The 22,747-nt window shown below is 61.4% G+C and carries 26 protein-coding genes; 24 read left to right on the forward strand and 2 right to left on the reverse strand.

The annotated features are described in order from the left end of the window. Positions 1-29: 29 nt before the first annotated feature. On the reverse strand, positions 30-1,943 hold the full coding sequence (locus tag AC5P67_RS08660; protein WP_495214548.1) for a type 4 pilus major pilin: 1,914 nt from the start codon (positions 1,941-1,943) through the stop codon (positions 30-32). Between the two features lie 133 nt (positions 1,944-2,076). Here AC5P67_RS08660 and AC5P67_RS08665 point away from each other — a divergent pair, with 133 nt between their 5' ends. The 15 genes from AC5P67_RS08665 to AC5P67_RS08735 all read left to right on the forward strand — a co-directional run bounded on the left by AC5P67_RS08665 (position 2,077) and on the right by AC5P67_RS08735 (position 10,686). After that, on the forward strand, positions 2,077-2,304 hold the full coding sequence (locus AC5P67_RS08665) for a hypothetical protein (RefSeq protein ID WP_139726872.1): 228 nt from the start codon (positions 2,077-2,079) through the stop codon (positions 2,302-2,304). Further along, a complete protein-coding gene (locus tag AC5P67_RS08670; protein ID WP_266192827.1) occupies positions 2,301-2,546 on the forward strand; it encodes a hypothetical protein in 246 nt (81 codons plus the stop codon). Before AC5P67_RS08665 ends, AC5P67_RS08670 begins: the two co-directional genes overlap by 4 nt. After that, positions 2,543-3,016 (forward strand): hypothetical protein, encoded by a 474-nt coding sequence (locus AC5P67_RS08675; protein WP_197638320.1) that lies wholly within the window; start codon positions 2,543-2,545, stop codon positions 3,014-3,016. Before AC5P67_RS08670 ends, AC5P67_RS08675 begins: the two co-directional genes overlap by 4 nt. 198 nt (positions 3,017-3,214) lie before the next feature. Beyond that, positions 3,215-3,802, forward strand: a complete 588-nt coding sequence (locus AC5P67_RS08680) for a nucleotide-binding protein (protein WP_197638321.1) — start codon at positions 3,215-3,217, stop codon at positions 3,800-3,802. Between the two features lie 11 nt (positions 3,803-3,813). After that, entirely contained in the window at positions 3,814-4,368 is a 555-nt protein-coding gene (locus tag AC5P67_RS08685) for a hypothetical protein (protein WP_197638322.1), read from the forward strand. A 320-nt stretch (positions 4,369-4,688) separates the two neighbouring features. Next, positions 4,689-4,913: a hypothetical protein gene (locus tag AC5P67_RS08690; RefSeq protein WP_139726877.1), complete on the forward strand. Its 225-nt coding sequence runs from the start codon at positions 4,689-4,691 to the stop codon at positions 4,911-4,913. A gap of 338 nt (positions 4,914-5,251) precedes the next feature. After that, a complete protein-coding gene (locus AC5P67_RS08695; protein ID WP_024957698.1) occupies positions 5,252-5,470 on the forward strand; it encodes a hypothetical protein in 219 nt (72 codons plus the stop codon). Continuing rightward, positions 5,457-5,672: a hypothetical protein gene (locus AC5P67_RS08700; protein ID WP_024957697.1), complete on the forward strand. Its 216-nt coding sequence runs from the start codon at positions 5,457-5,459 to the stop codon at positions 5,670-5,672. The genes AC5P67_RS08695 and AC5P67_RS08700 overlap by 14 nt, the downstream gene beginning before the upstream one ends. Further along, positions 5,662-6,021: a hypothetical protein gene (locus AC5P67_RS08705; RefSeq protein ID WP_130519083.1), complete on the forward strand. Its 360-nt coding sequence runs from the start codon at positions 5,662-5,664 to the stop codon at positions 6,019-6,021. The genes AC5P67_RS08700 and AC5P67_RS08705 overlap by 11 nt, the downstream gene beginning before the upstream one ends. 499 nt (positions 6,022-6,520) lie before the next feature. Beyond that, positions 6,521-6,940, forward strand: a complete 420-nt coding sequence (locus tag AC5P67_RS08710; RefSeq protein WP_130519081.1) for a hypothetical protein — start codon at positions 6,521-6,523, stop codon at positions 6,938-6,940. Between the two features lie 162 nt (positions 6,941-7,102). Then, positions 7,103-7,444, forward strand: a complete 342-nt coding sequence (locus tag AC5P67_RS08715; RefSeq protein WP_495214554.1) for a hypothetical protein — start codon at positions 7,103-7,105, stop codon at positions 7,442-7,444. Positions 7,445-7,638: 194 nt separating this feature from the next. Further along, positions 7,639-8,856, forward strand: coding sequence for a hypothetical protein (locus tag AC5P67_RS08720; RefSeq protein ID WP_495214556.1), 1,218 nt, complete (start codon positions 7,639-7,641; stop codon positions 8,854-8,856). A gap of 129 nt (positions 8,857-8,985) precedes the next feature. Further along, positions 8,986-9,363, forward strand: coding sequence for a hypothetical protein (locus AC5P67_RS08725; RefSeq protein WP_114618607.1), 378 nt, complete (start codon positions 8,986-8,988; stop codon positions 9,361-9,363). 58 nt (positions 9,364-9,421) lie between these two features. Further along, on the forward strand, positions 9,422-9,847 hold the full coding sequence (locus AC5P67_RS08730; RefSeq protein ID WP_130519076.1) for a hypothetical protein: 426 nt from the start codon (positions 9,422-9,424) through the stop codon (positions 9,845-9,847). Positions 9,848-10,026: 179 nt separating this feature from the next. After that, positions 10,027-10,686: a hypothetical protein gene (locus AC5P67_RS08735; protein WP_099605704.1), complete on the forward strand. Its 660-nt coding sequence runs from the start codon at positions 10,027-10,029 to the stop codon at positions 10,684-10,686. Here the strand turns inward: AC5P67_RS08735 and AC5P67_RS08740 are convergent. Continuing rightward, positions 10,656-11,768 carry a hypothetical protein gene (locus AC5P67_RS08740; protein WP_495214559.1) on the reverse strand — a complete coding sequence of 371 codons (1,113 nt, stop codon included), beginning with the start codon at positions 11,766-11,768 and terminating at the stop codon, positions 10,656-10,658. The genes AC5P67_RS08735 and AC5P67_RS08740 overlap by 31 nt on opposite strands. A 1,085-nt stretch (positions 11,769-12,853) precedes the next feature. On the opposite strand from AC5P67_RS08740, the gene AC5P67_RS08745 reads away from it, so the two are divergent. The 9 genes from AC5P67_RS08745 (at position 12,854) to AC5P67_RS08785 (ending at position 22,732) form a co-directional block, all read left to right on the forward strand. After that, a complete protein-coding gene (locus AC5P67_RS08745) occupies positions 12,854-13,186 on the forward strand; it encodes a hypothetical protein (protein WP_130519073.1) in 333 nt (110 codons plus the stop codon). Positions 13,187-13,220: 34 nt separating this feature from the next. Next, positions 13,221-13,829 (forward strand): hypothetical protein, encoded by a 609-nt coding sequence (locus tag AC5P67_RS08750; RefSeq protein ID WP_049419283.1) that lies wholly within the window; start codon positions 13,221-13,223, stop codon positions 13,827-13,829. 66 nt (positions 13,830-13,895) lie between these two features. Further along, positions 13,896-15,044, forward strand: a complete 1,149-nt coding sequence (locus AC5P67_RS08755) for a hypothetical protein (RefSeq protein ID WP_049419281.1) — start codon at positions 13,896-13,898, stop codon at positions 15,042-15,044. Positions 15,045-15,108: 64 nt separating this feature from the next. Continuing rightward, positions 15,109-15,603: a hypothetical protein gene (locus AC5P67_RS08760; RefSeq protein ID WP_024957450.1), complete on the forward strand. Its 495-nt coding sequence runs from the start codon at positions 15,109-15,111 to the stop codon at positions 15,601-15,603. 2 nt (positions 15,604-15,605) lie between these two features. Next, positions 15,606-18,620 carry a TraM recognition domain-containing protein gene (locus AC5P67_RS08765; protein ID WP_130519071.1) on the forward strand — a complete coding sequence of 1,005 codons (3,015 nt, stop codon included), beginning with the start codon at positions 15,606-15,608 and terminating at the stop codon, positions 18,618-18,620. A gap of 85 nt (positions 18,621-18,705) precedes the next feature. Next, positions 18,706-19,236 (forward strand): hypothetical protein, encoded by a 531-nt coding sequence (locus AC5P67_RS08770; RefSeq protein ID WP_049419277.1) that lies wholly within the window; start codon positions 18,706-18,708, stop codon positions 19,234-19,236. A gap of 270 nt (positions 19,237-19,506) precedes the next feature. Beyond that, positions 19,507-19,629, forward strand: coding sequence for a hypothetical protein (locus AC5P67_RS08775; RefSeq protein WP_255313069.1), 123 nt, complete (start codon positions 19,507-19,509; stop codon positions 19,627-19,629). Positions 19,630-19,824: 195 nt separating this feature from the next. Further along, positions 19,825-20,844, forward strand: coding sequence for an ankyrin repeat domain-containing protein (locus AC5P67_RS08780; RefSeq protein ID WP_149500864.1), 1,020 nt, complete (start codon positions 19,825-19,827; stop codon positions 20,842-20,844). Next, positions 20,822-22,732: a type IV secretion system DNA-binding domain-containing protein gene (locus AC5P67_RS08785; protein ID WP_024957454.1), complete on the forward strand. Its 1,911-nt coding sequence runs from the start codon at positions 20,822-20,824 to the stop codon at positions 22,730-22,732. Before AC5P67_RS08780 ends, AC5P67_RS08785 begins: the two co-directional genes overlap by 23 nt. The last annotated feature ends 15 nt before the right edge of the window (positions 22,733-22,747 follow it).

The following is a 22,747-nucleotide window of genomic DNA, read 5'->3' on the forward strand; positions in this document are numbered from 1 at the left end:
TATGGGCGGGGACGATGGTCCCCGGCACATCAGCTAGGCCCTCTGCATGTCAGCGTCAGCGTCTGGTAGTCCACCCGCACGGGGTTGTAGAACTGGCGATACCAGTTGAACGCGAAGGTCTCGCCCACGTTGTGCTCGTTGCACGCCGGCAGGCCTTGCTGGGTGCCAAAACCGCCGTTGGGCGTGCATCCGGGCTGGCCCGTGCAAGTGGTGTAGGGCGTCGAAGCCACCACCGACGACTCGGGCCACTCCCAGCGATACGGATTGTTGGTCTTGCCCACCAAATCGGACGCGCACGCTTGCCGGCACACGGCCAAGGAGGTGCCGCCGCTGGTCCAGTTGTAGTCGCAGTAGTGCATGCCCATGTTGGAGACGCACTCAAAATCGTAAGAGTAGGCGTAGCGGATGTTCCCGGCGTCCGAAAGCGCGTTGCATTGCTCTTCGTAGAACGCCGACTCGCTCACGTTGGCGGGCCAGTTGCCGGGCATCGGTGCGGGCGTCTCCACCCGGTGGATGGGCACGTTGGCGATGGCCCAGTCCAGCTTTGCTTTCTCCGCTGGCGTCAGGCGCACCACCGCATCGGGATACCAGTAAGAAATGCCACTCGAACCCGAGGGGGGCGGAACGTCCTGCCCATCGGCGGAGTGCCATGCCACAACCTGCAAGCTCCCATCGCTGCAGCGAGCGGCCGTGGGCTTGCACGTGTTGACCTCGTTGCGACGAGCCCCGGTATCCACCCAGTTGGACCAGCCGCCGTAAGTGGGCCCGGGCAGGGTCGTGGTGCCGAACGGGCAATGGGTGAATACGTCCCTCGACCGCACCTGCTGCCGTTCCCAGGTGTGCGTGCCGGTTTGACCCGACGGGCAGGCTTGCGACGTGGGGAGCCATTGATCGCGTTCCTCACGGGTGGTCCCCGGGCAGGCTTGGCAATCCCTCGCCGTCACGGCCGCCACCGTCTGGGCTTGAACCCACGCCTCGGGATGCTCCCACGCGGCGTCTGAGTTTGGATACACGTCGCCGGGAGCGCAGACCTGGCGCGTGCGCACCGTCTCTGTGCCCCACGTGCCCGCCGGACAGCTCGCCCGGGCCGCCGAGCTTTCCGATTGCCGGCACGGCACCAAGGCCGGCGGAGCCGGGGTGGGGACCGGCGTTGGGAGCGGCTGAGGCACCGGAACGCTGGGCGCAACAGGAAGCGGTGGAAGAGCCGGGAAAGGAGCAACTGCAGGGCTTGGCGACACGTTCCCAGGAACGCCCGGCACCGCATCGCTCACGCTGGGCGCACCAGTGACGGGCCCCGCCGGGGTCGGCGTTGAAGGGCCAGGGACGGCGGGCGTGGAGGGCAGGGGAAGCGTGGGCACCACGGCGACCGACGACCCAGCCACCATGCCCGAGTAATAGACGATCTCGACCACGGCCCCATCGACCCCGCACGCCAATCCCAAGCCGGGGATGTCCAGGGTTCCGCCGTTGCCCAACAAAACACTGGTGTTGCCCACGATCACGTCCCGCACGTTCGCGTCGCCTGCGATGGCGGAGACGAACGGCACGCAGGCCCGCGCAGGAAGCCCGGACAGCCCCACGGTGAAGGCATCCCCCGCCAAGCGCACCGTGGCCGGGGACACGGTCACTGCGCCGCCCCACGCGTTGCTCATGATCGCTGCGCTGCCTTGGCGGAAGTCGGTGGGGGCAAGCCCATCTTCAAGCACGTTCAACGTGCTGACGCCGCGGAACGAGCCAATGACGCCATGGGACCGATCAACGCGGCTGGCCAGGTCCCGAACGTTCTCGACGTCCGACGCCACGTTGACCCGAGTGGTGACGCGGGGGTAGACCCAAAACGCGGCGGCCCCCATGGCCGTGGCAACCCCCAATGCGAGCAGCAACTCGACCAGGCCAAAGCCTGGGGCGGGAGGACGACGGGAAGGGCGGGCTTGCGGTGTCATGCATTTCAGCATGCGACACAACCGCGTTTTGGCAAGTCCTGACGGCAGTTCTTGATTTTAGTCAAAAATCTTTCAAATCAATGGGTTGACATCGGTTGGCGATGTGGTTGGATCGTGGTGTAGGAGCGGTTTAATGGGTAAACCGACCTATCCACAAAAAGAAAGTGAAGACATGAAGATTCATCCCGTCGAGCCTGCCAGCACCGACCTGGCGCATTTCCAACTCCACACCGCCGCGCGGTTCCTGGACCGCACCAATGGCCTCAATCAGCTGGCCGACAAGCACCGCAGGATCCAGCGCTTGGCCACCCGCGCCCGCCATGAGCGGCGTTGGAAGAAGGAAGAGGAGCGCTTCGTATGAGCATTTTGAACATGGCCCTGCTGTTTGTCGGTCTCCTGAGCACCGCAGTGTTCTACCGGGACCTGGTCGCCAACCCCATCTCCGCCGGGCGCGCCCTAGTGCGCCTCTATCGCGTGTCAGCTCCTGTTCGACAGGGCAGCAAGGCCCAGGAAGCATCCCGGCAGTGGTGGAGCATCGTGCTGGTGCCGTTCTACGCGTTGGTGGCCTTGGTGCTCATCGGGGTTTTGGGAAGTGGGCAATGAGCGCCGGGACCGAAAGCCTCATCAGGGCCATCCAAACCAACGACCCGCTGGCGTTTTATGGGTGGCTCCACACACTCAAGGGGACGCCCGACCTGGACGCTGGCGTGGCCGGCGACCCTGGCATCACTGCGTTGGCCGTCGCCTCCCTCATGTATTCCAAGGCCGTCCAGTCGGACCCGGTCTTGGCGACGCGCTATGCCGCGATGATTGAGGCGCTTATGGACGCCGGGGCCAATCCGCTGGTTCAGATCGGGGAGCGGTTCGTGGTGCGACGGGGGCACACTGGGAAGCTGGAGCGGCGACGGGTGGACGAAGGCCGAACGCTGGCGGAGGTCTGCGGGGGCGTTCTTTGCCCGGCCATGCAGGCATGGTTTGGACGCCAACGGGCAGGCGAATGGTCCCACACCGCGCTTCATCGGCCTCACCCCGCCTACGCCCACCTCCGTCGCAACCATAAAGCCGTGGCCTGAAGCTCAGGCCGGCGGCTGCTCGCCGCCGAAGAGCGGAGTGGAGACAACGGCAGGGTGGGCCACGGCTCCCGCCGGGCCCCGGGGTCGCTGAACCTCCGACGTCTGCACGGCTAAACCCCCTCTAGCTGCATGGCTCTTGCGGGATTAGGTTTGCATCGTAGTGTGTTGCACGACCTACCCATAAAAGGAGCCCATCTTATGCGTCTCGTTGTCTGCTGCTTCAAGGGGGGCGTGGGGCGCACCACGCTTTCGCTCAACCTCGCCGCCGCGTTTGCCGGCCAATCCCGTGTGCTCGTCAACGACCGTGACCCTCAATGTGGTTCGGTCGCTTGGTCTGCGATGAGCGACGGGGAGACCCCGTTTACCGTGAGTCGTGCCTCATCCCCAGGCTTCGACCTGGAGATTCAAGACCTGCCGCCCAGCGCCCCAGTGAAAGACCAGCTGCCGGACGCGGACCTCTATCTAGTTCCCACGTTGCTCGATGGTGGATCGTTTGTGGTCTATTTGCGGACGATTGAAACCCTGCGACGTCAGGGCAAGCCCTTCCTGCCGGTCGCCAACCGAGTCAACCTCAAGCGGGCGGAGCACCGCCGCCGGCTGGAAGATCCCAGCCTGGCAGGCGCCATCGTCATTCCCGAGCGGGCGGCGTTGGCGAGCTACTACGAGCTTGGCGAGACCGTGTTCTCCATGCGCGGCGCTGGCGTGGACAAGGCGCGAGAGGACATTCTGCGGGTAGGTCAGGCTATCCAAAAAAGATTGGCCAACCCGGCGCGGGGGCATGCATGATGGAGCTCCCAATGCTGCCCCTGCCGGACCTCATGGCTGCCAAGAAGACCCCCGCCAAGAACGCCGTTGCCAAAGCCCGCAAAGACCTGTCCAAGGCCGCGAAAGTGGTCCACGCCAAGCCGGAACGCACGTATGCGCCGCTCATTGATCTGGACCAGTTTTCCGAAGGGCAACTGGCAGAGCTGATGGTGGCTGCAGGGGACGCGCCTGGGCGGAGAACCTATTTCGACTACTCCGAGGAGCGGCCCTACCTGCGGGACGGCCAGAGGGTTCATCTGGACGTGGGACGCGACTCCACCATGTTCGACTACCGCGACGAGAACGGGGCGCGTGTGGAGCGAACGATGGTCACCGTGCCGCCCAAGCTCCGGGAGCAGATTCAGGACGTCACCGGGGAAGAACAGCCGATTCTCACCACCGCGCTCATTGCGCTGGCTTCCTGGGCTTGCCAGGAGCTCAAAAAGAGCAAGCGTCGCCTCGTCGTGACCACGGCAACCGATGACCTGGATCCAATGCGGAGACAGGTTCGGAAAGCCATCGTGGGGCGGGCGAGGAAACAACGGTAGCCCTGGGGTGGTAGTGAACGACAGGCGGCCATGGGCCGCCTTTTTTATGGCTGGCGGCGGGTGGAAAGAGCAACGGCAAAAGCGGCTAGAGCAAAAGCGTTGTGGAGAAAAGGCGGGAGGGGCCTCGGCTTCCGCCGGGCCCGTGCTTGGCTGGAAGTGTGAGGTGTTTCAGGGTTTTTGTATCTTTTGCGGTTGCCCGTCAGTTCTGCACTTTAGTCAAACAAATGTGTTGTTTTTGAGTTTACATTTTTATGCCCTGTCGTAACCTGGATTTGTAGGGAGGCAATACCGCTGACCTGAAAACCAAACAAGGATTCATCATGAAAACCCCTCGCCGCCAAACCCTCGAAAACCGCGCCGCCCGTTTGGGACTGCGACTCTCCGAAGCTGGGCTCCACGTCAAAATGGAAGCCGCCAACAACTGCGAAGCCATGCCGCGCTGGGAACTCTCGGACGGGAAACACCAATCCAGTCTCCGCGGGTATGCCACCCTGGCCGAGGTTTCCGAAGCGTTGGATCACGAGGAAATCGCTGCAGAGCTATGAGCAGGTCCTACGCCATCCCTCGGGTGGCAGTGAAAGACAGGCGGCCATGGGCCGCCTTTTTTATGGCTGGCGGCGGGTGGAAAGAGCAACGGCAAAAGCGGCTAGAGCAAAAGCGTGTTGGGGAAAAGGCAGGTGGGGCCTCGGCTTCCGCCGGCGCCGGTGCTTGGCTGGAAGTGTGAGGCGTTTCAGGGTTTTTGTATTTTCTGCGGTTGCCCGTCAGTTCTACACTTTAGTCAAATAAATGTGTTGTTTTTGAGTTTACATTTTACGGGCCTGTCGTAACCTGGATTTATAGGAAAGCAATACCGCTGACAGAAAAAGCCAAAAAGGTAACCGTCATGCAAAAAAACACTTTCACCATCGAAGCTGACTACTCCACCAACAGCTGGAGCAGCAACTGGGAGCCCATCGACAACGCGGAATACTCGACACTCGCCGAAGCCGAAGCCGGCATGGAAGATCTGGAGCAGAAACTGGGCTGGCGCAACATGCGCATCGTGGATGAAACGCGTTTTGTTTGGGCCTACGGACAGGAGGGCGAGGATGAAGATGCCTAAGCTCTATGCCATCCAATCCAAGCAACCGGCCCCGCGCCGGTTGTCTGGACCGAAGAAAGAGCTGATCTACGTCGATGCATCCAACGTTCTGATTGAAAGCGATGCGCATGTCCTAGATATGCGAGAGCTTCTCAAGCTCCACAAAGAAGATTTAAAAAAGAGGAGCAATAGCGTTTTGCAGGAGATCGCTCGTGGTTCGTAACCCCTACGCCATCCGACCCAAGCAGCCGGCCCCGCGCCGGCTGCCCACGGTTCGCATTGCCCCGGCCAAGGCGGCCGCATTCCGGGCTCTCGCTCGCCAGCAGGGGCTCACGGCCAGCAGTGCATTGGCTGCCCTGGTGGTCGCCCATGCCGACATCCGCCAGCCGTTCGGGCCCCGGGTCCGTGCCCAGCATGGACCTGATGGGATGCGCTACGGCGCGGTGCTGCCCGATCCCAAAGTTTCTGAAGAGGTGGCCAAGAGCCTGATCCAAGACGCACGAGCTGCTAGGATCTCGCTGGGCGAGGCGATGCGGCAGTTGGTTGACCGGTGCCTGGAGCAGAGCAGGTGAGGCGGGGAACAAACGGGGGAGGGGAAGCGGCGGCCTGAGGGTCGCCTTTTTTATGCCTGCAGTCTGGCGATGCTGGGAGAAAAGGGGGGGGCGCCCCTTTGGGTGGTGGCTGGGTTTTTGGGGTGTGGGAGAGTTGAGCGGTGGCTGGGGCGGAAGCCCCGGCCCATGTCCTAACCTCCCCGGAGGGGGCTTTTCAGGCGCGGCCCCGGGCCGCGTTCTTTTGAGCTCTAGGAGAGAGAAGGCAACGGCAAAAGCGGCTCAAAGCAAAAGCGGAAAAGCGCGGTGGGAAAAGGGCAGGTCGGGCCGCGGCTTCCGCCGGGCCCGGTGCTTGGCTGAAAACGTGAGGTGTTTCAGGGTTTTGTGTTTTCTGCGGTTGCCCGTCAGTTCTGCACTTTAGTCAAATAAATGTGTTGCTTTCGGGTTTACATTTTTATGCTCTGTCGTAACCTGGATTTGTAGGGAGGCAATAACGCTAACCTGAAAACAAACAAGGATATTTATGAAGATTCACACTCTTGCGACCGACGGAAGCCAAGTTATCGCTATCACCCAAGCTGCTTCCAGCGGTGGGAAGTATGGGCATCCTGTTATGCTTTCTGCGATTCGTTTTGACTTGACTTCATTCGATCAAGTGATGGAAGAGTTGAATAAGAACGGCCATCGCCACGAAAAGAGCTTCGAAGTGATCGAGCGCTGGAGGGTGGACGCCAGGAATCAGGGACCTCGCTCCCGCTTCGGCCAAACCTTGGCTGCTCTGCGTGAAGAGGTCGGTGACAATCTGAAGGGCAACGTGCTCTTCGCGACAGAGGACGAAGAAGAAGATCCGGTGGAATCGTTCAAGTCAATGACTCGCGCTATTGGCCTCGATATCGCTTTGCCTGCCGCCAGCTCCGCAGCCCGCCAGCCGGTGCGCTTTTGAGGGCACACTACGAAGCCAAGCCCACGAAGCTTAAGAAGAGCCCCGGTAAGCCGGGGCTTTTTATTGGGCGGGGGCTAGGGAGGCATAGAAGCAAGAGCGGCCAGGGTGCCGCCTTTCTTTTGTCTGCTCCCCCGTCACCGCTGGCCCCATACACTCTTCCCCATGACTCCACTTACCACCCCAGACGGCCGTTACCTCATCGTCCGCGGGCGCCTCTGGCGAACCACCAACCCAGGTCTCAGTGAGCAGGAGAGGCAACGCCTGGTCCACGAGCTGATGGACGCCCGGCGTGCCGTCAAAGCAGCGAAGGCCAACGTGAACGAGAAGGCGCTGGCCGCCGCCCGGCGCGCCGTGGACAGCGGGAAGAGGGGCTTGGGCGAACGTGGCCCGGTGTGGTGGACCGATGGGGAGAGGGATTGGAACCGGTGCCTGGTGAAGAACTCTCCCTATGCAGGGTGGTTCGGCAATCTTGCTGAGGGTGGCGTTCAGCAAGGTAGACTTTAGATCAGCACAGTAGCCCAAGTATCGAAGGCATGGTTAAAACATTTCGATGTGAGACCGTTGAGGCGCTAGAGGCCGCTATTGCCGAAGCTGGGCCGGACGCAATGTATCGGGGACAGTGTAAGCATTGGCCGCCTACAGGCGGCTCCACATCGCTCGTGACGTCATTCTCTCGGTCCCCTTGTGTTCCGGATCTGATGATCAGGTGGAGCCACTATGCCAAACGAATGCTGCGGCGACATGTTCAGGGTTGGGAAGACAGAAAAGACCTTGCTACTGACCAGGCGATTCTGCAGCACTACGGTTGGAGGTCATTCTTCTTGGACGCAACGGGCGATGCACGGGTCGCCGCATGGTTCGCGAGCCATGAGTTCGTGTCTCGTCCACATGGTGAAATGGTTGAGGATTGTCACGAAGATCCAGTGGTGTTGATCTCAGACCTGGCCGAGTTCATCCCTGCCGAGGGGGATGGTCACGTGTATCTGATCAGCAAGAAGGCGTGCAGGTCTGCGGGCATCGGCTACGTGCATCTTTCAGAGATCGCGACCAAGGAGGGACGTCCTCGATACGTGTGCCAGGATGCCTATATGGTGGGTCACTTGGAGCCGTCGGGTTTGCCAGAGGCCGTTTTGCTTGCACATCTGGTCGTTCCGGTGGCGGTCTTGTTGAGCTATGCGAACGGCCTTTCGACAGAAGACCTTTCCCCCGAGCCCGAAGTTGATCCGGTATTCTCTGATTTGCTTGAGATGCCCTGGGTCCGCGTGGGCCCAGAGGATGATTCGATACCGTTTTTCAAAAGGTCGCTTCCTCTGCCGGAATACAAACTGCATGTCCGAAAGCACATGCCACCTACAGCAGCGATGTATCGACCGTTTTGGCTCGGCGACCTTCGCGATCCGGCCGACCCGGAACGTCTAACCCATTTCCTATGCAGTGCCGGCGTCTATTACGGGACCAGTTCGAAGCCCTCGTCCCTCCCGCGTCTTACGCGGATTCTGGAGGCGTGTGATGGCCTCGTGGTAGAGGTAGATGGACTTGTCTACTTTGGCGGACGTGGACGGTATGTAAAAGGAGTGATTGTTCAAAAACGCCCGGACAATCTAATCGCCGTGTCCGAGATTGGAGTAGAGCACCCAGGACTCCAGATTCGAGATATTGGGGTCTTTCAAGGATGGCATTTCCGCGTCCAAGCAGATGGGATTTGGCTCAGGGAGGTGCACGAAGACGATTGCGACTGCGGTTCTGATGAGCACGATGAGCAGCTTAAGTTGCTCGGTCGAGTGGAAGAATGCTTGGCGGACGGTTCCATAGAGCATCAATCTCCAGGCTTCTACGTCGAAAGAGGCGTCAGGAGAGACTCCGATCCCTCACTTGTGAGAGAGGTTCACGCTTCCCGGGCGGAGGTGGATCCGTGAGGTGGGGCATGTGCATGGGCGTCATTGACGTGAGCCTGCCGGGACGCACCCCGTGTCTCGAATAGCGGATTGTTCACGGATGACTCGCCTGCGACAATGGAAGTTGTTCTTGGAGATGAGTGTGTGACCATGGAAGGGTATCTGCCTTTAGCGATTCTGGTCGTCGGAACGATCGTGTTCTTCGTCCATCGATCAAGCAAAGACAAGCGGGTTCTCCAGGTGGTGGCCGGGGCGCTGTTCGCCCAGGCAGATTTGCTGGCCGCCCGCGGGGAGCAGAGGAAGTCCGAGGAGCTGCGTGAGCAGTGGCATGCATTGAATCGTGCGCAAGCGTCTCTGAGAGCTAAGCCGAGGGTCGCTATCGAGGATGCCGAGCAGCTTGCGCTCCTCCGGCTCACTAGCCCGTTTGATCTTGAAAAGCTGATGATCGGGTATGGCTCTCACTTGGAGGCCTATGACTCTCTCATGCGACTCGCAGGGAAGATGGAAAAGATTCGCAACGCACGGTAGTGGGCGCTTCTGTCCCCGATTCGCTGAGCGTTCCATGACGTAATAGGGAAGAGTCATCGTGAAGAAAAGGAAGTTTGCTGGAGTGGTGGTGATGGTGGTCACGTGTATCGGTGCAACGGTCAATGCCTATGCTGCGCCCACAGCGGCCCAGCTCGCCCGTGAGATGGCTGATGCGGTTGCGCCTTCGCTGCCCATGCGTATCAACCAAAACTTGACGATGCAGACCGTGGTCGCCGGCGGCAACACGATCACCTACACCGCCAGCTTCTCGTATACCCGTGAACAGATGAATCAGGTTCTGGCTCAGTCCGGAAAATCGGATGCCGAAGCCAGGGCGATGATGCGCAACGCGGCGAAGGGTGGGGTCTGCGCTCAAGGCCCAGAGGGACGTGCGTTCGTGGCCCTGGGCGGGCGTGTTCGCTACTTGTATCGATTCGTGGATGGCAGCCCGTATGAGACCATCGAAGTGGCGAGCTGCGACTAGTTTGAGCCGGCGTCGCCTGGTTGGCCTTTCGCCAATAGGGCTGGAACCCGGACCTGGTTGAAAAGGCATGCGGCGAGACGTGGTTTATCTCCCTGTCCACCGAGAATAGGTCTTGGCGGGGGTGGCGCAACGCCCCTTTGTTGGTGTATTAGTTCGGAATCACCAAGCCAAGGACGGACATGAAGCAGATTCTGGGTGTTAAGTATGCATCGCCGCTCGAGCGGGAATATGAGGCGTGGATTGTCGCTGGCATTGAGGCCTATCTGAAGAACGTGGGGCTTCGATATGCCATCTGGGCAATCGGATCTTCCCAAGAGAAGGTCTGGCCAGCAGATGAGAAGCTCTCAGTTGGCTCGAAGATCGTTGGGTTGCAGTTCAAGCGAGCCAAGCTTGCTACCAGCGGGGCAGTCGGAAAAGATCGCCTGAAGTGGACCTTTGATCAGCCGGCAGGCCAGCTCGCGTTGGTGAGCTCCACGCCAGAGATCTTTTATTGCTTGCCTACGTTTATCAATCGTGATCTGCGGTCCGAGGCGCTCCATCATTGCCTGTTCTGGCGGCCTGATCCGGCAAAACTGAACACCAACGCGTGGTATGACAACGGCAGCAAGAAGGTGAAAACGCCATACAAGAAGCTAGATGACAGCATGCGCTGGGGGCTGTTCTTCGAACGGTTGATGTATTGCAATGTCGGCAAGAAGGTCCGTGGCGGGGGGGATGTGGACAGCCTCACCGCAAAGCTCGCTGCCTTCTACGCACGTAATGAGATTCCGGAATCGCCCGACAGCGACCTCGATGGCGAGGATGGAACCTATGTCCTTGTCATTGAGCGACCAGAGTAAGGGGCATCGGTGTGGGCCGGCGGGCGATTCAGGTCCTGTCGGCTCTGGGTGACCATCCGAGCCCATGTCACCCCAAGCGCCCGCACCTCATCGGCCCACGCCCGGTATTCGTCTAACGGCATCGGGGCCTCCAGGCCACGCCTCACCCGCTCCAGATATTTGGCCTTCCGGGCCATCGCTTCTCGATACCGCAACTCGGCTTCTTCCAACCTGTCCGCCCGTTTCGCAGCCTGCAACTGGGCCAGGCGACGAACGGAATCTGGGTTCGTGGACAGCACACGGGGGGCATGAGGCAGCGCCGGGCCTCCGGTCATCGGGACGCGCTTATGGTTGCTGACAGGATCCTGCACTCGGTGGCGCCAGCACTCGCGCCAGTCGCCCACATCGAGCGGACCACCGCTTGGCACGTCCAACTCCACGACGAGCCCATGGGCCTCAATGAGCGCCCACACGGCCCCCAGGAACCCGTCTGCCGGAAGCCGCAGAAGGGTGACCTGGCCCTCAGCCAGCACCTCGCCCCCGTCCCTCATTCGTAACGCCAGCAGGGCCTCGCTCAGTGCCAAGGCATCGCCTGACCGGGTGCTCCAGCCCACCAGGCCAACGCGCTCCCCATCCACCTCACCCGACCAGGCGTAGACGCGGAAGCGGGGCTTGTCGAAACGGGCGGACAGGTTTGCCAGCAGCCGCTCACGCTTCGAGTGGCGGCTCAACGGGGTGAAGTGGTTCTCTGCATACAGCAACGCAGAGCGCCGACGTTCCAGCAGCAGCGCCACCCGGTCAGGGGTCGCCGACGCTTGCCACTCTTTCCAGCACACGATATCTCGCAGGCCCTTGGCAGCAACGCAGGGACGGCAGGCAGGCACCCAGTTCTCCACGACACTGACGGGGCCGCCCAGTTGCGCGGGCACCAGTGGCGTAGCCGTCCAAGACTTGGGAGAGGCCAGGTCGAGCGGAGCGGAGCAGAAGGCGCAGGCGTTGCCGAACTCGGCCAAAACAGCCTTGCGTTGCCACCCGTTGGCCTTGCCTTCCAGCGGGGCATCGGCTTGAGCAATGGCATCCAAGAAGGGGGTCAGCTCAAACACGGAACACCCCCCAGCCGTTCAACGCAGGCCCAGCAACCGGATCGCAGAACAGGGGCAGTGGGGCGTTGCAGGAGTTTGAAAAAGATTTGACTAAAACGCTTTGCCGAGCCTGTCGAACCTCCCCAGCGACCGCCGATCCAAAACCCAGAGCCCGCTTGCCCGAAACATTTCCAGACCAGCACTGGCCCCCCAACCGCTGATCGAATACCGGGGGGCAGTGAACTTCAACCGAGGCCACTCGCTTGACTAAAACGGATGGGGTCAACGCTTTCCAGGCACCCGAACCAAAACCAATAGCCCCTGCAGTCGTCCTCCAGAACCCCCGAGCAAAGTTGACTAAAACAGATGGAGGCAGGGCTTTCAGAACACCCGAGCAGCGTGACTGAACCCAACCACTCACGCGATCCCATGCTGGCCTCCGCTTGACTAAAACGAACTGGGACAGGGCTGGGGCGTGGGGGAAACGGCGGTCCCCGATTTCTGAGACAGGGGGTGCGGCGTCGGTGGAGAGGTGGGGAGCTGGATGGGTGGGGAGGCAGGCTACGGGGGCTGGCGAAAACTTTTTTGAGCGGCTGGGCGTGGCGGGAGTGAGGGGCATAGGGGGCTCCGGTTGGGTTGAGGATTGGGGCTTTCCTAAACTTCTACCGGGGAAAAGCGGAAGGGCAAGAGCGGGGGAGCAAAAACTTGGGGAGGACTGCGAGGGAAGAGGTTGGCTGCCCATTCACCGTTCAAGGTTTTCCGAAGGGTGAAGGGAGTAGGCCATACACAAGTCGCACTGAAGTGTTTTTCCGGCTTGGCTAGAAACGCTGCGCCTTTCCACCCGTCCAGGCCTTGCTGCGCCTTGTTTTCAGTCTTGGCTAACAACTTGGCCAACCGTTCGGCTGAAAAATGGCCGGAACCCCAGAAAAACAGAAGAAAAACGGCTTAGCCCACTTGCGCTTCTTAAATCCTTTGCTAATCCATGGGTGTGGATTTTCATTGCAGGGGGTTAAGTGGGTCGTCCGTCGCTTCTAACCAAATCTTTCAGCATCGCTCCCGATGAGTTGGAGAGCGCGCGGTATTGCGCGAAAGAACAAGGCGTTTCCTTGAACAAGTATTTGCGCCTGGCGGTCCTGGAGAAAAACCGGGGCGTGGTTCAGGGGCTTGAAGCGTCCGATGCGTTGGGCGACATCCGAGCCACGGTCCGCGAATCCGAAACGCGGAATGCCCTTGCCCTAGAAAGCGCGCTGGCGGACTTGCGAGCAGAGCAGAGCGCGGCGCTCCAGGCCAATGAAGAACTGGTGGTGAAAACCCTTCAAGCGTTTTCCCAGTTCCTGGCGCAGCAAGAACCCGACGCCGAAACCCTCTCCAAGCAACCGGCTGCCGAACCCAGTCGAGCTTCTGCTGCTACCTCGGCGTTCCTGCCTCCAAAACTCTAACCCTTTCCCCACTACCTCATAAGGAGGCATACCCATGAAGCGTTTCATCCTCACTCTCACCATCGCCGCGTTGCTGGCTCCGGGGCTTTCGTTTGCCCAGGACAGCACCCGGCCCGAACCCCAAAAGACCAACAAGCTGCGCCTGTTCAAGGCCGGCGGGATTGGCTGCGCTGCCGGTGCAGGCATCGCCCTGCTGACCGGCAAGAAAGACAAGGCCCTGACGGTGTGCGCTGCTGGGGCGATTGTCGGAGGCATTGCGTCCTATCAAGCCCAGCTCAAGGAGTTCCGCGAACTGGAAGCCGAAGCCAAGGCAGCTGGCCTGGATGCTCAGGTGCATACCAAGACCGTCGAAACCAAGGACGGCCAGGCCGAAGCCCTGGACAAGCTGGTCATCCGTTACCCGGCCGCTGACATGCAGCCGGTGAGTGCCAAGACCGGCGCCACGCTGGACAAGCTGGCCGCGTTGCTCAAGGCGAGCAAAGAAAAGCTGACGGTTGGCTTCAGTGGTGCCGATGCCGCCGTGTGCCAGGTGCCGGTCGTTGAGCTGGCAAAGCGCGGTGCGCTTCAGAACGCCACGGTCGATGACCAGTGCGGCCGGGGCGATTACGCCATCACGGTTTCGCCGATCCCCGACGTTCGCTAAGCCAACCGAGAGCTGGGGGGCGAAAGCCCCCTGGCTCAAATCTTTTTCAAGCGCCTGGGAGGAACCATGACACCCGAAGAACTCATCAAACAACGCAAGCAGCGCGAGCTGCTCGCCAAAGCAGCACAAGCCAAGACCACCGCCCCCACGGACGCGGAGAAGCTCGTCAGCGATGCGACAAAAGAAAACTTGAAAACCGCAGGCCGGCTGGCTGCAAGTTTTGGCAAAGCCTTGGCAGACAAAACCAAGCAAGCGGCCTCGGTCGCCGCTGAGAAGGGGCGAGAGGCGCAAGAAGCGTTGGCCCGGCGTGCGGAAGAGGCCAAGGCGCGCAAGGAAGCCGAAGCCGCAGAGAACGCGCGCCTGGAAGTCGAGCGCGCCCAGGCGTTGGCCGAGCAAGAAGCGACTGCCCAGCCCGAGCCGCGGGTGGTTGAGCCCGAGCCCGTTCAAACCGATTCCGCTCCCGAAGCGCCCGAGCCGGTTGTTGAGGAGGTGGTTCCCGAGCCGACAGCAGAACCAGAAGCAGGCCCCGCGCCTGTCATCAAAGAGCCGGTCAGCGCTCCTGCGCCTGCCGTCAGTGAAGCCGTGGACGCAACGCCTGCCGCTCCAGTGCCGGCCGAGCTGGTGGCCCCGTCTGTTCCGAACCCCGAACCGAGCAAGTCAGCTCAAGCCCCGGCACCGGCCCCCAAGGCGACGTCGACCCGGGCCCCGGTGAAACCGGAAGCCCTCAAGGCCAATCCGGCCGGTGAGGCGTCGGCGAAGGCCAGCAACAAGAAGGGCTGGCAACTTCTGGCTGGGTCGGGCGTGGCCGTCCTTGTGCTGGGTGGGGCGTTGGCGTGGTGGACCACTCACCGCTCCAGCGAAACCGTTCCGCTCCAAGACAAACCGGCTGCAGCAGTGACTGCCCCGGCCCCCGTCGCCGTGCCAGTTGCTCCGGTTGTATCCGCGCCGCCCCAGGTCGAGGAGCCCAAGCCCGTGACTGCCCCGGTGGAAGAGAAGGCCGCGGTCGCTGCCCCGGTTGTGGAAGCCCCGGTGCTGGCAGAGCCACCTAAGGCCCAGACCCCGGCAACTGCCCCGGCGTCAAAGCCGGTGCCGGTTTCGAAACCAGCTGCAAAGCCCAAGCCGGCCCCCAAGCCTGTTGCTAAACCCGAGCCGAAAAACGATTGGCAGGACCAAGCCAACAGCGATATCGACGCGTGGGCAGAAAAGATCAGGTGAGGTGCTTGCGCTTATCGAAAGCCTTGCTAGAAAGAATGTGTATCCATGAAAGATGGGAGGAAAAATGTTTGGGTGGTTGTTTACGCAGTATCGAAAGCCCGGAAAGCTCCACTTCGGATCGAAGTGGCTCAACCTGCATGGGCGATTTTTCATTGGTAACCCAGAAAGATTTGGGCTCTCCGATTGCCGAGAGAACGTCCTGACCTCGTATTACTACCTGCGGGCGGACCGGAAGATGCCGGTGGCAAACGATGGGGACTTTGATGCCTGGAGGATGGACGCCCTGCGCGCCAGCCAGGTTCGGCACGCCAGCGAAAAACATGTGTCCAAAGCCGGCTTTCTTGTCACCTCGGCCGCGTGCGTGGCCCTTTGCTTTGGGGCATTGGTCGTCAACAAAGTGAAAGGAACACGCCCTTCGCCGGCGGCGATCCAACTCGCGCCCTCGTTGTCGTTGAACGAGTGCAAAAAGAAATGGACGAGCGGCACCATCACGCCTCAGGAAATCGTGGCGTGTCAGGCGCTATCTCAAACCAACAACAACAACAACGGGAGGCACTGAGCATGTTGCTATCGCTGATGGATTGGACGGTCGGTATTGGCCGCAAGCTGTTCAAGAAGGACGATCAAGCGTCGAGCACGCTGGAGCAAATCATTCTGGACGGCAATGACCGCTACGAAAACTTGGTCGGGCGCTTTGACGTGAGCGACCGCGTGAAGAGCCGCGTGCTGGACGTTCCCCCAGAGGATGTAGATATGGCGGTCCAAGCGGGCGCGGTTTTCGACGAGAAAGAGATGGCACTGGTTGTGCCCGAAGAACTGGATCTGGACCAGTTCCATCCGTGGTGGCCGAAGGTTCCGGAGGATCTGCGCAACACCCAGGCCCGCATGATCATCACCAAGGAAGGACGTCGTGCCGAAGGCTTCGTGCTGGGGGACGACATGGCGCTGGGCGGCGACAGCACTGCAACCTCGCTGATGTATCTGGCCTTCCCGCTGATTGGTGCGGTTCAATACTTCTTGGGCTCGCTCATTGGCGTTTTTAGTTACGTGGTGCTGCTGGCTGCCATTCCTTACTTTGTTGCGTTGAAGCAAGCGGAAGGGATGAAGGAAGCCTTCAAGGGCCTGGCCCTGATGGTGCTGCCCGTGCTGATTGCAACCGCTTCGGCGGCGTTGTCGTCCGCGCTCCACGTGGACGCGGCCAGCATGGGGCAAGCAGCGGTTGACCCGATGAACACGGGAGCGGGGATGATGGCGGTCGCTGCGGGCTTTGCCAAAATGGCGGGCATCGTTCTTCTGATCTTGACCATTCCTGGCCTGCTGTTGTTTGCGGCCTTCCTGAGTGCGGCCTCGCATCCCCACCGGGGCGTGCTGGGGGGGACCGCCGAGCGCTTCATTCAGATGATGAAGTGGATGGTGGTGATCTTGGCCCTTGTTGGGGTTGGCTCCCTTCTCCCGGACGGAATAGGCGTGGCCGTGGCGTTTGTGATTGCGGCCATGTATGCCCTGCAGTTCACGGAAGGCAACTTCGTTCAAACGGCCGCTCGCCTCTATCTGCAGAACTTGGACAACAACCTGGCGACCCAGGGGGCCCTGTCCAAGTCCCACGTGAAGGCCCGCGAGCAGCAGGCTGCCGAAGCGTTGCGCGACAAGACCCCGCTTTTGAAGGTGGGTCGAGCGTCTGGTCACCTGAACGACCGCGGCCATGGCTTTGCGCCGGACAAGGGCACGGTGATGATGCTGTCCTGGCGCGACCTGACCCAAGGCCTGATCGTCTACGGGCGTATCGGTTCGGGCAAGTCCTTCAGCGTGCTGCGGCCGTTGGCCCGTCGCTATCGCGAGTCCGCATTGGCCGTAGGACTGCGGAATGAACTGAAGGGGAGCGCCGCGGGCGAGACCGTTCTTGATGCGAAGCGCAGCGGGGGGGGAGCACTCATCCTCGACGCGAAGGACGGCGCGATCATCTCCGATTTGGGCAAGGACGCGTTTGATATCGTCGTGCGCGCAGGCATGTCGGTGGCCCCCTACGAGGGCCTGGAGCCCGACCAAATCACCAAGGCCCTTCGCGGCGCGACCGGTGGCAAGGTCGATGAGAAGTCCAAGCTCTGGAGCGACGGCGGCGACGCGTTCCTCTTCCACACCGGCATCATCCTGAAGGCCGCATGCGAGCACGAGCAGGCCTACCGAGACTTCTGCATCGCCAAGCTGGAAGGGTTGGAGCACGCCCGGTTGATTATGCTGCTGGAGCGGGAGGAGTTGGAGAAGCGTGGCTTGGGGTTGGAAGACCTGGAAGCGGCGCTGGCTCGCGTGGAAGAGCAAATGGGCACTTACGCGATTGTGGCGGAGGCTTCCCGGAACTGGTTCTACACCCCATTCCACCATGCCAAGCTGTTGGCGATGGTTGAGCAGGTGGTGCCGACGCCGCGTGGCGGGGAGATTGCCAGCGCTCGCGTGCTGGAGTTGGTGAACTGGTTGGGGTTGGAGCGCCCGGATACGTCTAGCACTGACGAAGAGCGGGAGGCCTATGCCGCCTACTCCCGGGACTACCACAACCGCTTGGCCACCCGGTCCGAGACCGTCCATCCCGACTTGCTGCGTCCCATGTCCCAGCTGCAAAGCTCGCTGGAATGGGCATTGCTGGGCGTTCCTGCAATGCATAAAGAGCAGCGCCAGTCCTTCACGTTGAACTCGCGGGGGCTCATCGAAAAACTGCTTCGGGGTGAAAAGCTCCGGACGGCAGATGACATCCCGTGGCATTCCGTCGAACGTGGGGAAGTGGACGTCTCTCAGGCGCTTTACGGGAAGTTCGTGGGCTTGTTCCTGCCCCCCACCCAGTTCGGCGAAGCGGGCGACATGATGCAGCGGTTGCTCAAGCAGCGTGTCATGAACGGCATTCGGGCACGCGGGGCGCACGGCGACAAGTGGCGCGAAATGCTGCCGGGCCAAACCGACGTGCTGCTGATGATGGACGAGGCGCATTTGCTGCTGACTTCGGACGATGTGCTGCTCTTCAGCACCTCCCGAAGCCTGGGGTTGATGCCGGTGATCGCGGTGCAGGGCCACGACAGCCTTATCAACACCTACGGGTCGGAGAACGAAGCCGATTTGCTGGCCAACACCATGCAATCGGTCGTCGCGCTCAACCACTCGTTTGTCACACGCAACTACTTGATGAAGCGGCTGGGCAAGGCTCAGTTGACCACCTTCAAGGAGCCGACGCGTGGCATCGATTTCTCGGGTGGCTTGACCAACTTCCGCCACAGCGTTCTCAACGATCCGAACCACCCCTACGCAGCGGCCTACGAGCAAATGCTGATGCAGGGCGCAGGCCGCTTGAGCGCGCTTCGCGTGGATCCGGCGACGGGGCGCAAATGGCGCGTCGGGGCTGAAGACACGGTGGGCCAAGAGGAGCTGGCACGGGACATCGACATGCCCACAGGGGGCAAGCGGGAGGTCCTGCCGCTCTTCCTGGAAGAGGAATACCCGGCCCTGACCGCTGCACGTGGCAATGCGATTGTCTCGCTCTGCCGAGCAGGCGTGAGCCGCACGGACTTGGCCGAGATGATGCCCAACGACTGAGCCCCAAAAGGGCAAGGCAACCCTTGCCCTTTCCCAAAATCGATCAATGCTGACCTAACCACCCATTTCCTTGAAGGAGGACTTTATGAGCAATGCCCACCTCGATGCCTTGAACGACCTGCTGGGCGCTCGCGATAAACGGCGAGCCAAGCTGGCCGGAGAGCGTCCAAACGACCACCAACCGCAGAAGAAAGCAGCCTTCGACCAGTCGCTGGCGAAGGACCAGGCCGATATCCAGGAGAAGCAACAAGCCGTGTTGGACTGGGCCAAGCAAGCCAAGCCCGACGAGATCACCGACGCGCGTGAGCGGTTGCACGCACAGGTGCAGCAGCGCGCTGAAGACGCGCCCAAAGACAAGCACGCCCAAGTGGTGTTCAGCACCGTGGACGAATGGCGACAGAAGCGCCAGCAGAAGGACGGAGGGCAATCCTTGGGGGAAAACATCCCCATGCTGACTGCGGCCCAGCGGCAGCAAACCATGGGGCCTGGTAAGTTGGGCTACGCGCACTACGCCGCCAGCGCGAAGAAGGAAGCGGACTTCATGAAGCGCTATGAGGCGGGCTTCGACTGGGACAAGCACGAGGCCCAAGTCCAGAAGAACATCTACCGTCAATGACGGTCCATTCCCCGTGTCGCATCCAGGGCCCTTCGGGGCCCTTTTTGTTGGGCACGTTCCCTTGTTTGTGAGTGGATCGATCTACCCATAAAAGCAAACGGAAAAAGCGGCTCAAAGCAAGAAGCGGGGTGGGGGTTGATCATCTGGGGAAGAGAGAAAAAAAGGTTTGACTAAACATCAAAAGTGTCGATCAATCGAGATTTTTAGGGTTGCCAGTTTTATGGGATGTGGTTGACTGTAATCAGTCAAACACAACCGGGGGAGGCCCTTATGTATATTTTTGCCGATGCTTACGAGTTCGCCGTGGACAACGTGGGGAACCTGCTGATCACCTTGCTTTCGTTTTCGGTGGTGAGCTACGTGGCCGCCAACGTGGCGGGGTTGCTGGCTTGATGGCCTGGTTGAGGGGGGATTTGGAGCAGATGGATCTGCACACCGTTTCGCTTTTCCTACAAACCGGGGTTTTGGTTGGCGCGGCTTTCATCCTCAAGATCGCTTGCTGATTGCCAAAACCGAAAAAGACGGTATGCAAAGGGGATGGAACCCCAACACGACAATCCAGCAGGCAACCCAGGTGGGGGCGATTTCTTGAATCGTCCCCACGAGCCGTTGCTTCATCCCATTCTGCACCCCCTGACGCTGGCCCAGTTCTACGGGAAGCATCACGAGGCCGCCGCTGCCGCCGATGCGCGGGAAGTGTTGGACCTGGCCACGCGGTTTTGCCGAGAAGCCCAGGTTTCCGGGTTGGACACCCAGACCGACGCGGGCTTTGACTGGGTGCTGACCCCCAGCCGTTTCTCCAACCGCATTTCCCTGGAGCTGGGGCAGGGCGGCCACGCTGCGTTGCTTCAGGTCGATCCGGACCTATCCGCTCACCCGCTCGACGCAGCCATCCATGCCGGCGTGCTGGGCCACAAGCCCCTGGCCACCGCTTACGCCTTGCTCCCGGCCGAGCAGCGGGAGGGGCTGTTGAGAGAGCTGAGGGAATCCATCGACCAGGTCCAGTCGAACCGTTCCGCAGCGAAGCAGCTCCAGGCCCTCCGAGTCCTGCCTGAACTGCCGGTGCCGTCTCAGCCGCCTCTGGACATCGCCCAACTGCTCCGGCGGTTTGAGGTCCCCGATGCCCAAGCCCGGTTGGCGGCGGACCACGTCAAGGCGACCTATGGAGAAGCGCTGAACACCATGCATGGTAGCCAGGTGCTGGCAGCAGCCCATGCGCACGCCCCGCACTTGGGGCTATACGGAGCCCCTTGGCAGACGTGGCTTTGCGAGAGCGCAACGACCGGCAACCTGGATGGGGTGGAGGCCTGTTTGCGCATGCAGGCCGAGCCCAATGTGCCCGACGCCAACGGCGAGACGCCGCTACACCTCGCCGCGCGCCACGGCCACCCCGGCATCGTTCGTCGGTTGATTGAGGCCGGCGCGGATCCAGCGTTGGGGAACCCCCGCGGGGAGACTCCCCTGCATGTGGCGGCCCAACACAAACGCGCGCAGTGCTGCCTGGAGCTCATGGCCGCAGGCGCGGACCCTGGGCAGTTGGATCGTGAGGGGCGCAAGCCGGGCGACGCTCACCGGGAGAAGGCACGTGAGCAAGTCCACGGTTTATGACTGCTGGAGCTGGACGGTCCCGTCGAGCATCGAGCCAAGCCGGGCCGTCCGCTATTGGCCCCAGGCCCTGCTGTCTGGGGCATGCGTCGCGGCGCTGACCTATCCCGCGGCTCTCTGGCTGGGCTGGCAAATCCCATCATCACATTCACTGATGAACTTCGGTCAGGCACTGACTGGCAGCCTGGCGGCGCTGGGGAACCTTGCCACCGGCACGATCTCATTCCGAGAGCCTGCCGCCGCATTCTGGGAGGTGGCCAAGGAGCAGGCAACGTTTGGCACGTTGGCACGGGTCGGCGTTGCGGCGGGCTTGGCAGGGTGGGCGTCGATTTGGGCGACGCGGCGTGGGCTCATCCCGCGCTCAAATACCTGGCATGTGTCCGGCGCTCAACTGTTGCAGGGGAAAGAGGCCCTGACTGAAGCCCGGCGTCGTTCGCTTACAAAGAAGGAGCAGAGGGGCGAGCGGCATGCGTTGTCACTACATCCGGCTTGGGTGGTCAGCAAGAAGCTGCTGGCCCGTCACATGTTCATCTATGGAGCCGTGGGAATGGGCAAGTCAGTCATCCTGAAGCACCTGCTGGAACAGGTTGTTCGGCTCGACAAGAAGGCTTTCATCTACGACATCAAAGGAGACTTTACGTCGATCTTCGAGCGCCCGGTGATCGTCTGCCCCTTCGACAAGCGAAGCTGGATCTGGGACGTGGGCCGGGACGTAGCGACGCAAGCCCAAGCCGCCGCGTTCTCCCAAAGCATCATCCCCCCGGAGGAGGGCAGCGGCGCATTCTGGGCGTCTGCGGCGCAAGCCTTGCTGGAAGGGTGCGTGCGCGAACTCCAGGCCACGAAGGGCAAGAACTGGGGGTGGGCAGAGTTGGCCGCGTTGGTTGCCCGTCCCGCTGAACCGATGGCTAAAGCACTGTCGCTCTACTACCCCCGAGCCGCCGCTCTCATTTCCAATCCCGATTCGAACACCACCAGCAGCTGTATCGCCGTGCTCGCCAACGGCACCGCGGTTATCGAGCGCCTAGCCTTGGCATGGCCCGAGCGCACGCCTGGGCAGATGTTCTCCATGCTGGACTGGATCAAGGACGACTACACGGGATGCAAGCAGGTCATTGTTCAATCAGGTCCTGATGAGGTGCTAACCAAGGCCTACATCTCCGCCATGATCAACGTCGCGGTGCCGGAAATCATCGGCCCCTCGCTGCCAGATGACGAAACCGGGCGATTCCTGGGGTTCTTCTTCGATGAGCTTACCTCCGCCGGCAAGCTCAACATCGAGCTGTTGCTGGCCTTGGGACGCTCAAAAGGCGTGGTGGCCTGCATGGCCGTGCAGGATTGGTCACAGGTCGAGAGGGTCTATGGGGACAAGACCGCGCAAGCCTTTTCAGGGTTGGTCGGCACACACATTATTTGCCATCTCCAAATCGGCGAGACCCGGGAAAAAGTCTCCCGGAACCTGGGCAAGCGCACCGTGGCGTGGCGCACGCATGATGACAAGGCGACCGTCCACGAGGAGTCGAAAGCCGTTGTTCCGCCGGGGCGGCTCACTGACGACTTGGGCCCACGCAATGGCAGCGCCTATGGCTCCGAGAGTTGGGGCATCCGGGCCATTGTGCAGACAAGCCGGGACCCACTCTTGCTGGACTGGCCGGGCGTCAGCTACCCGCACGCGCGCGACGGCCAGGAACGCGCCGCGTGGACCCAACAGGGGGCGCGCCCGGTGGAGCAAAAGCCCATGCCACCGAGCGACGCGCAGAGCGCTGCAGAGGTCCAGCGGGTCTTGAAGATGACCGCCGACCAGGCCGCCGCGGAGCTGCGAAAACGTGGTGCCACGCCGCCGAAGCTCCGCGCCGTTTCAGACGACGAACTGGAAGCCATCTTCCGCAAGTAGTGGGGTTGTGGAGTC

The organism is Stenotrophomonas sp. YJH_SMC_21, assembly GCF_059369555.1.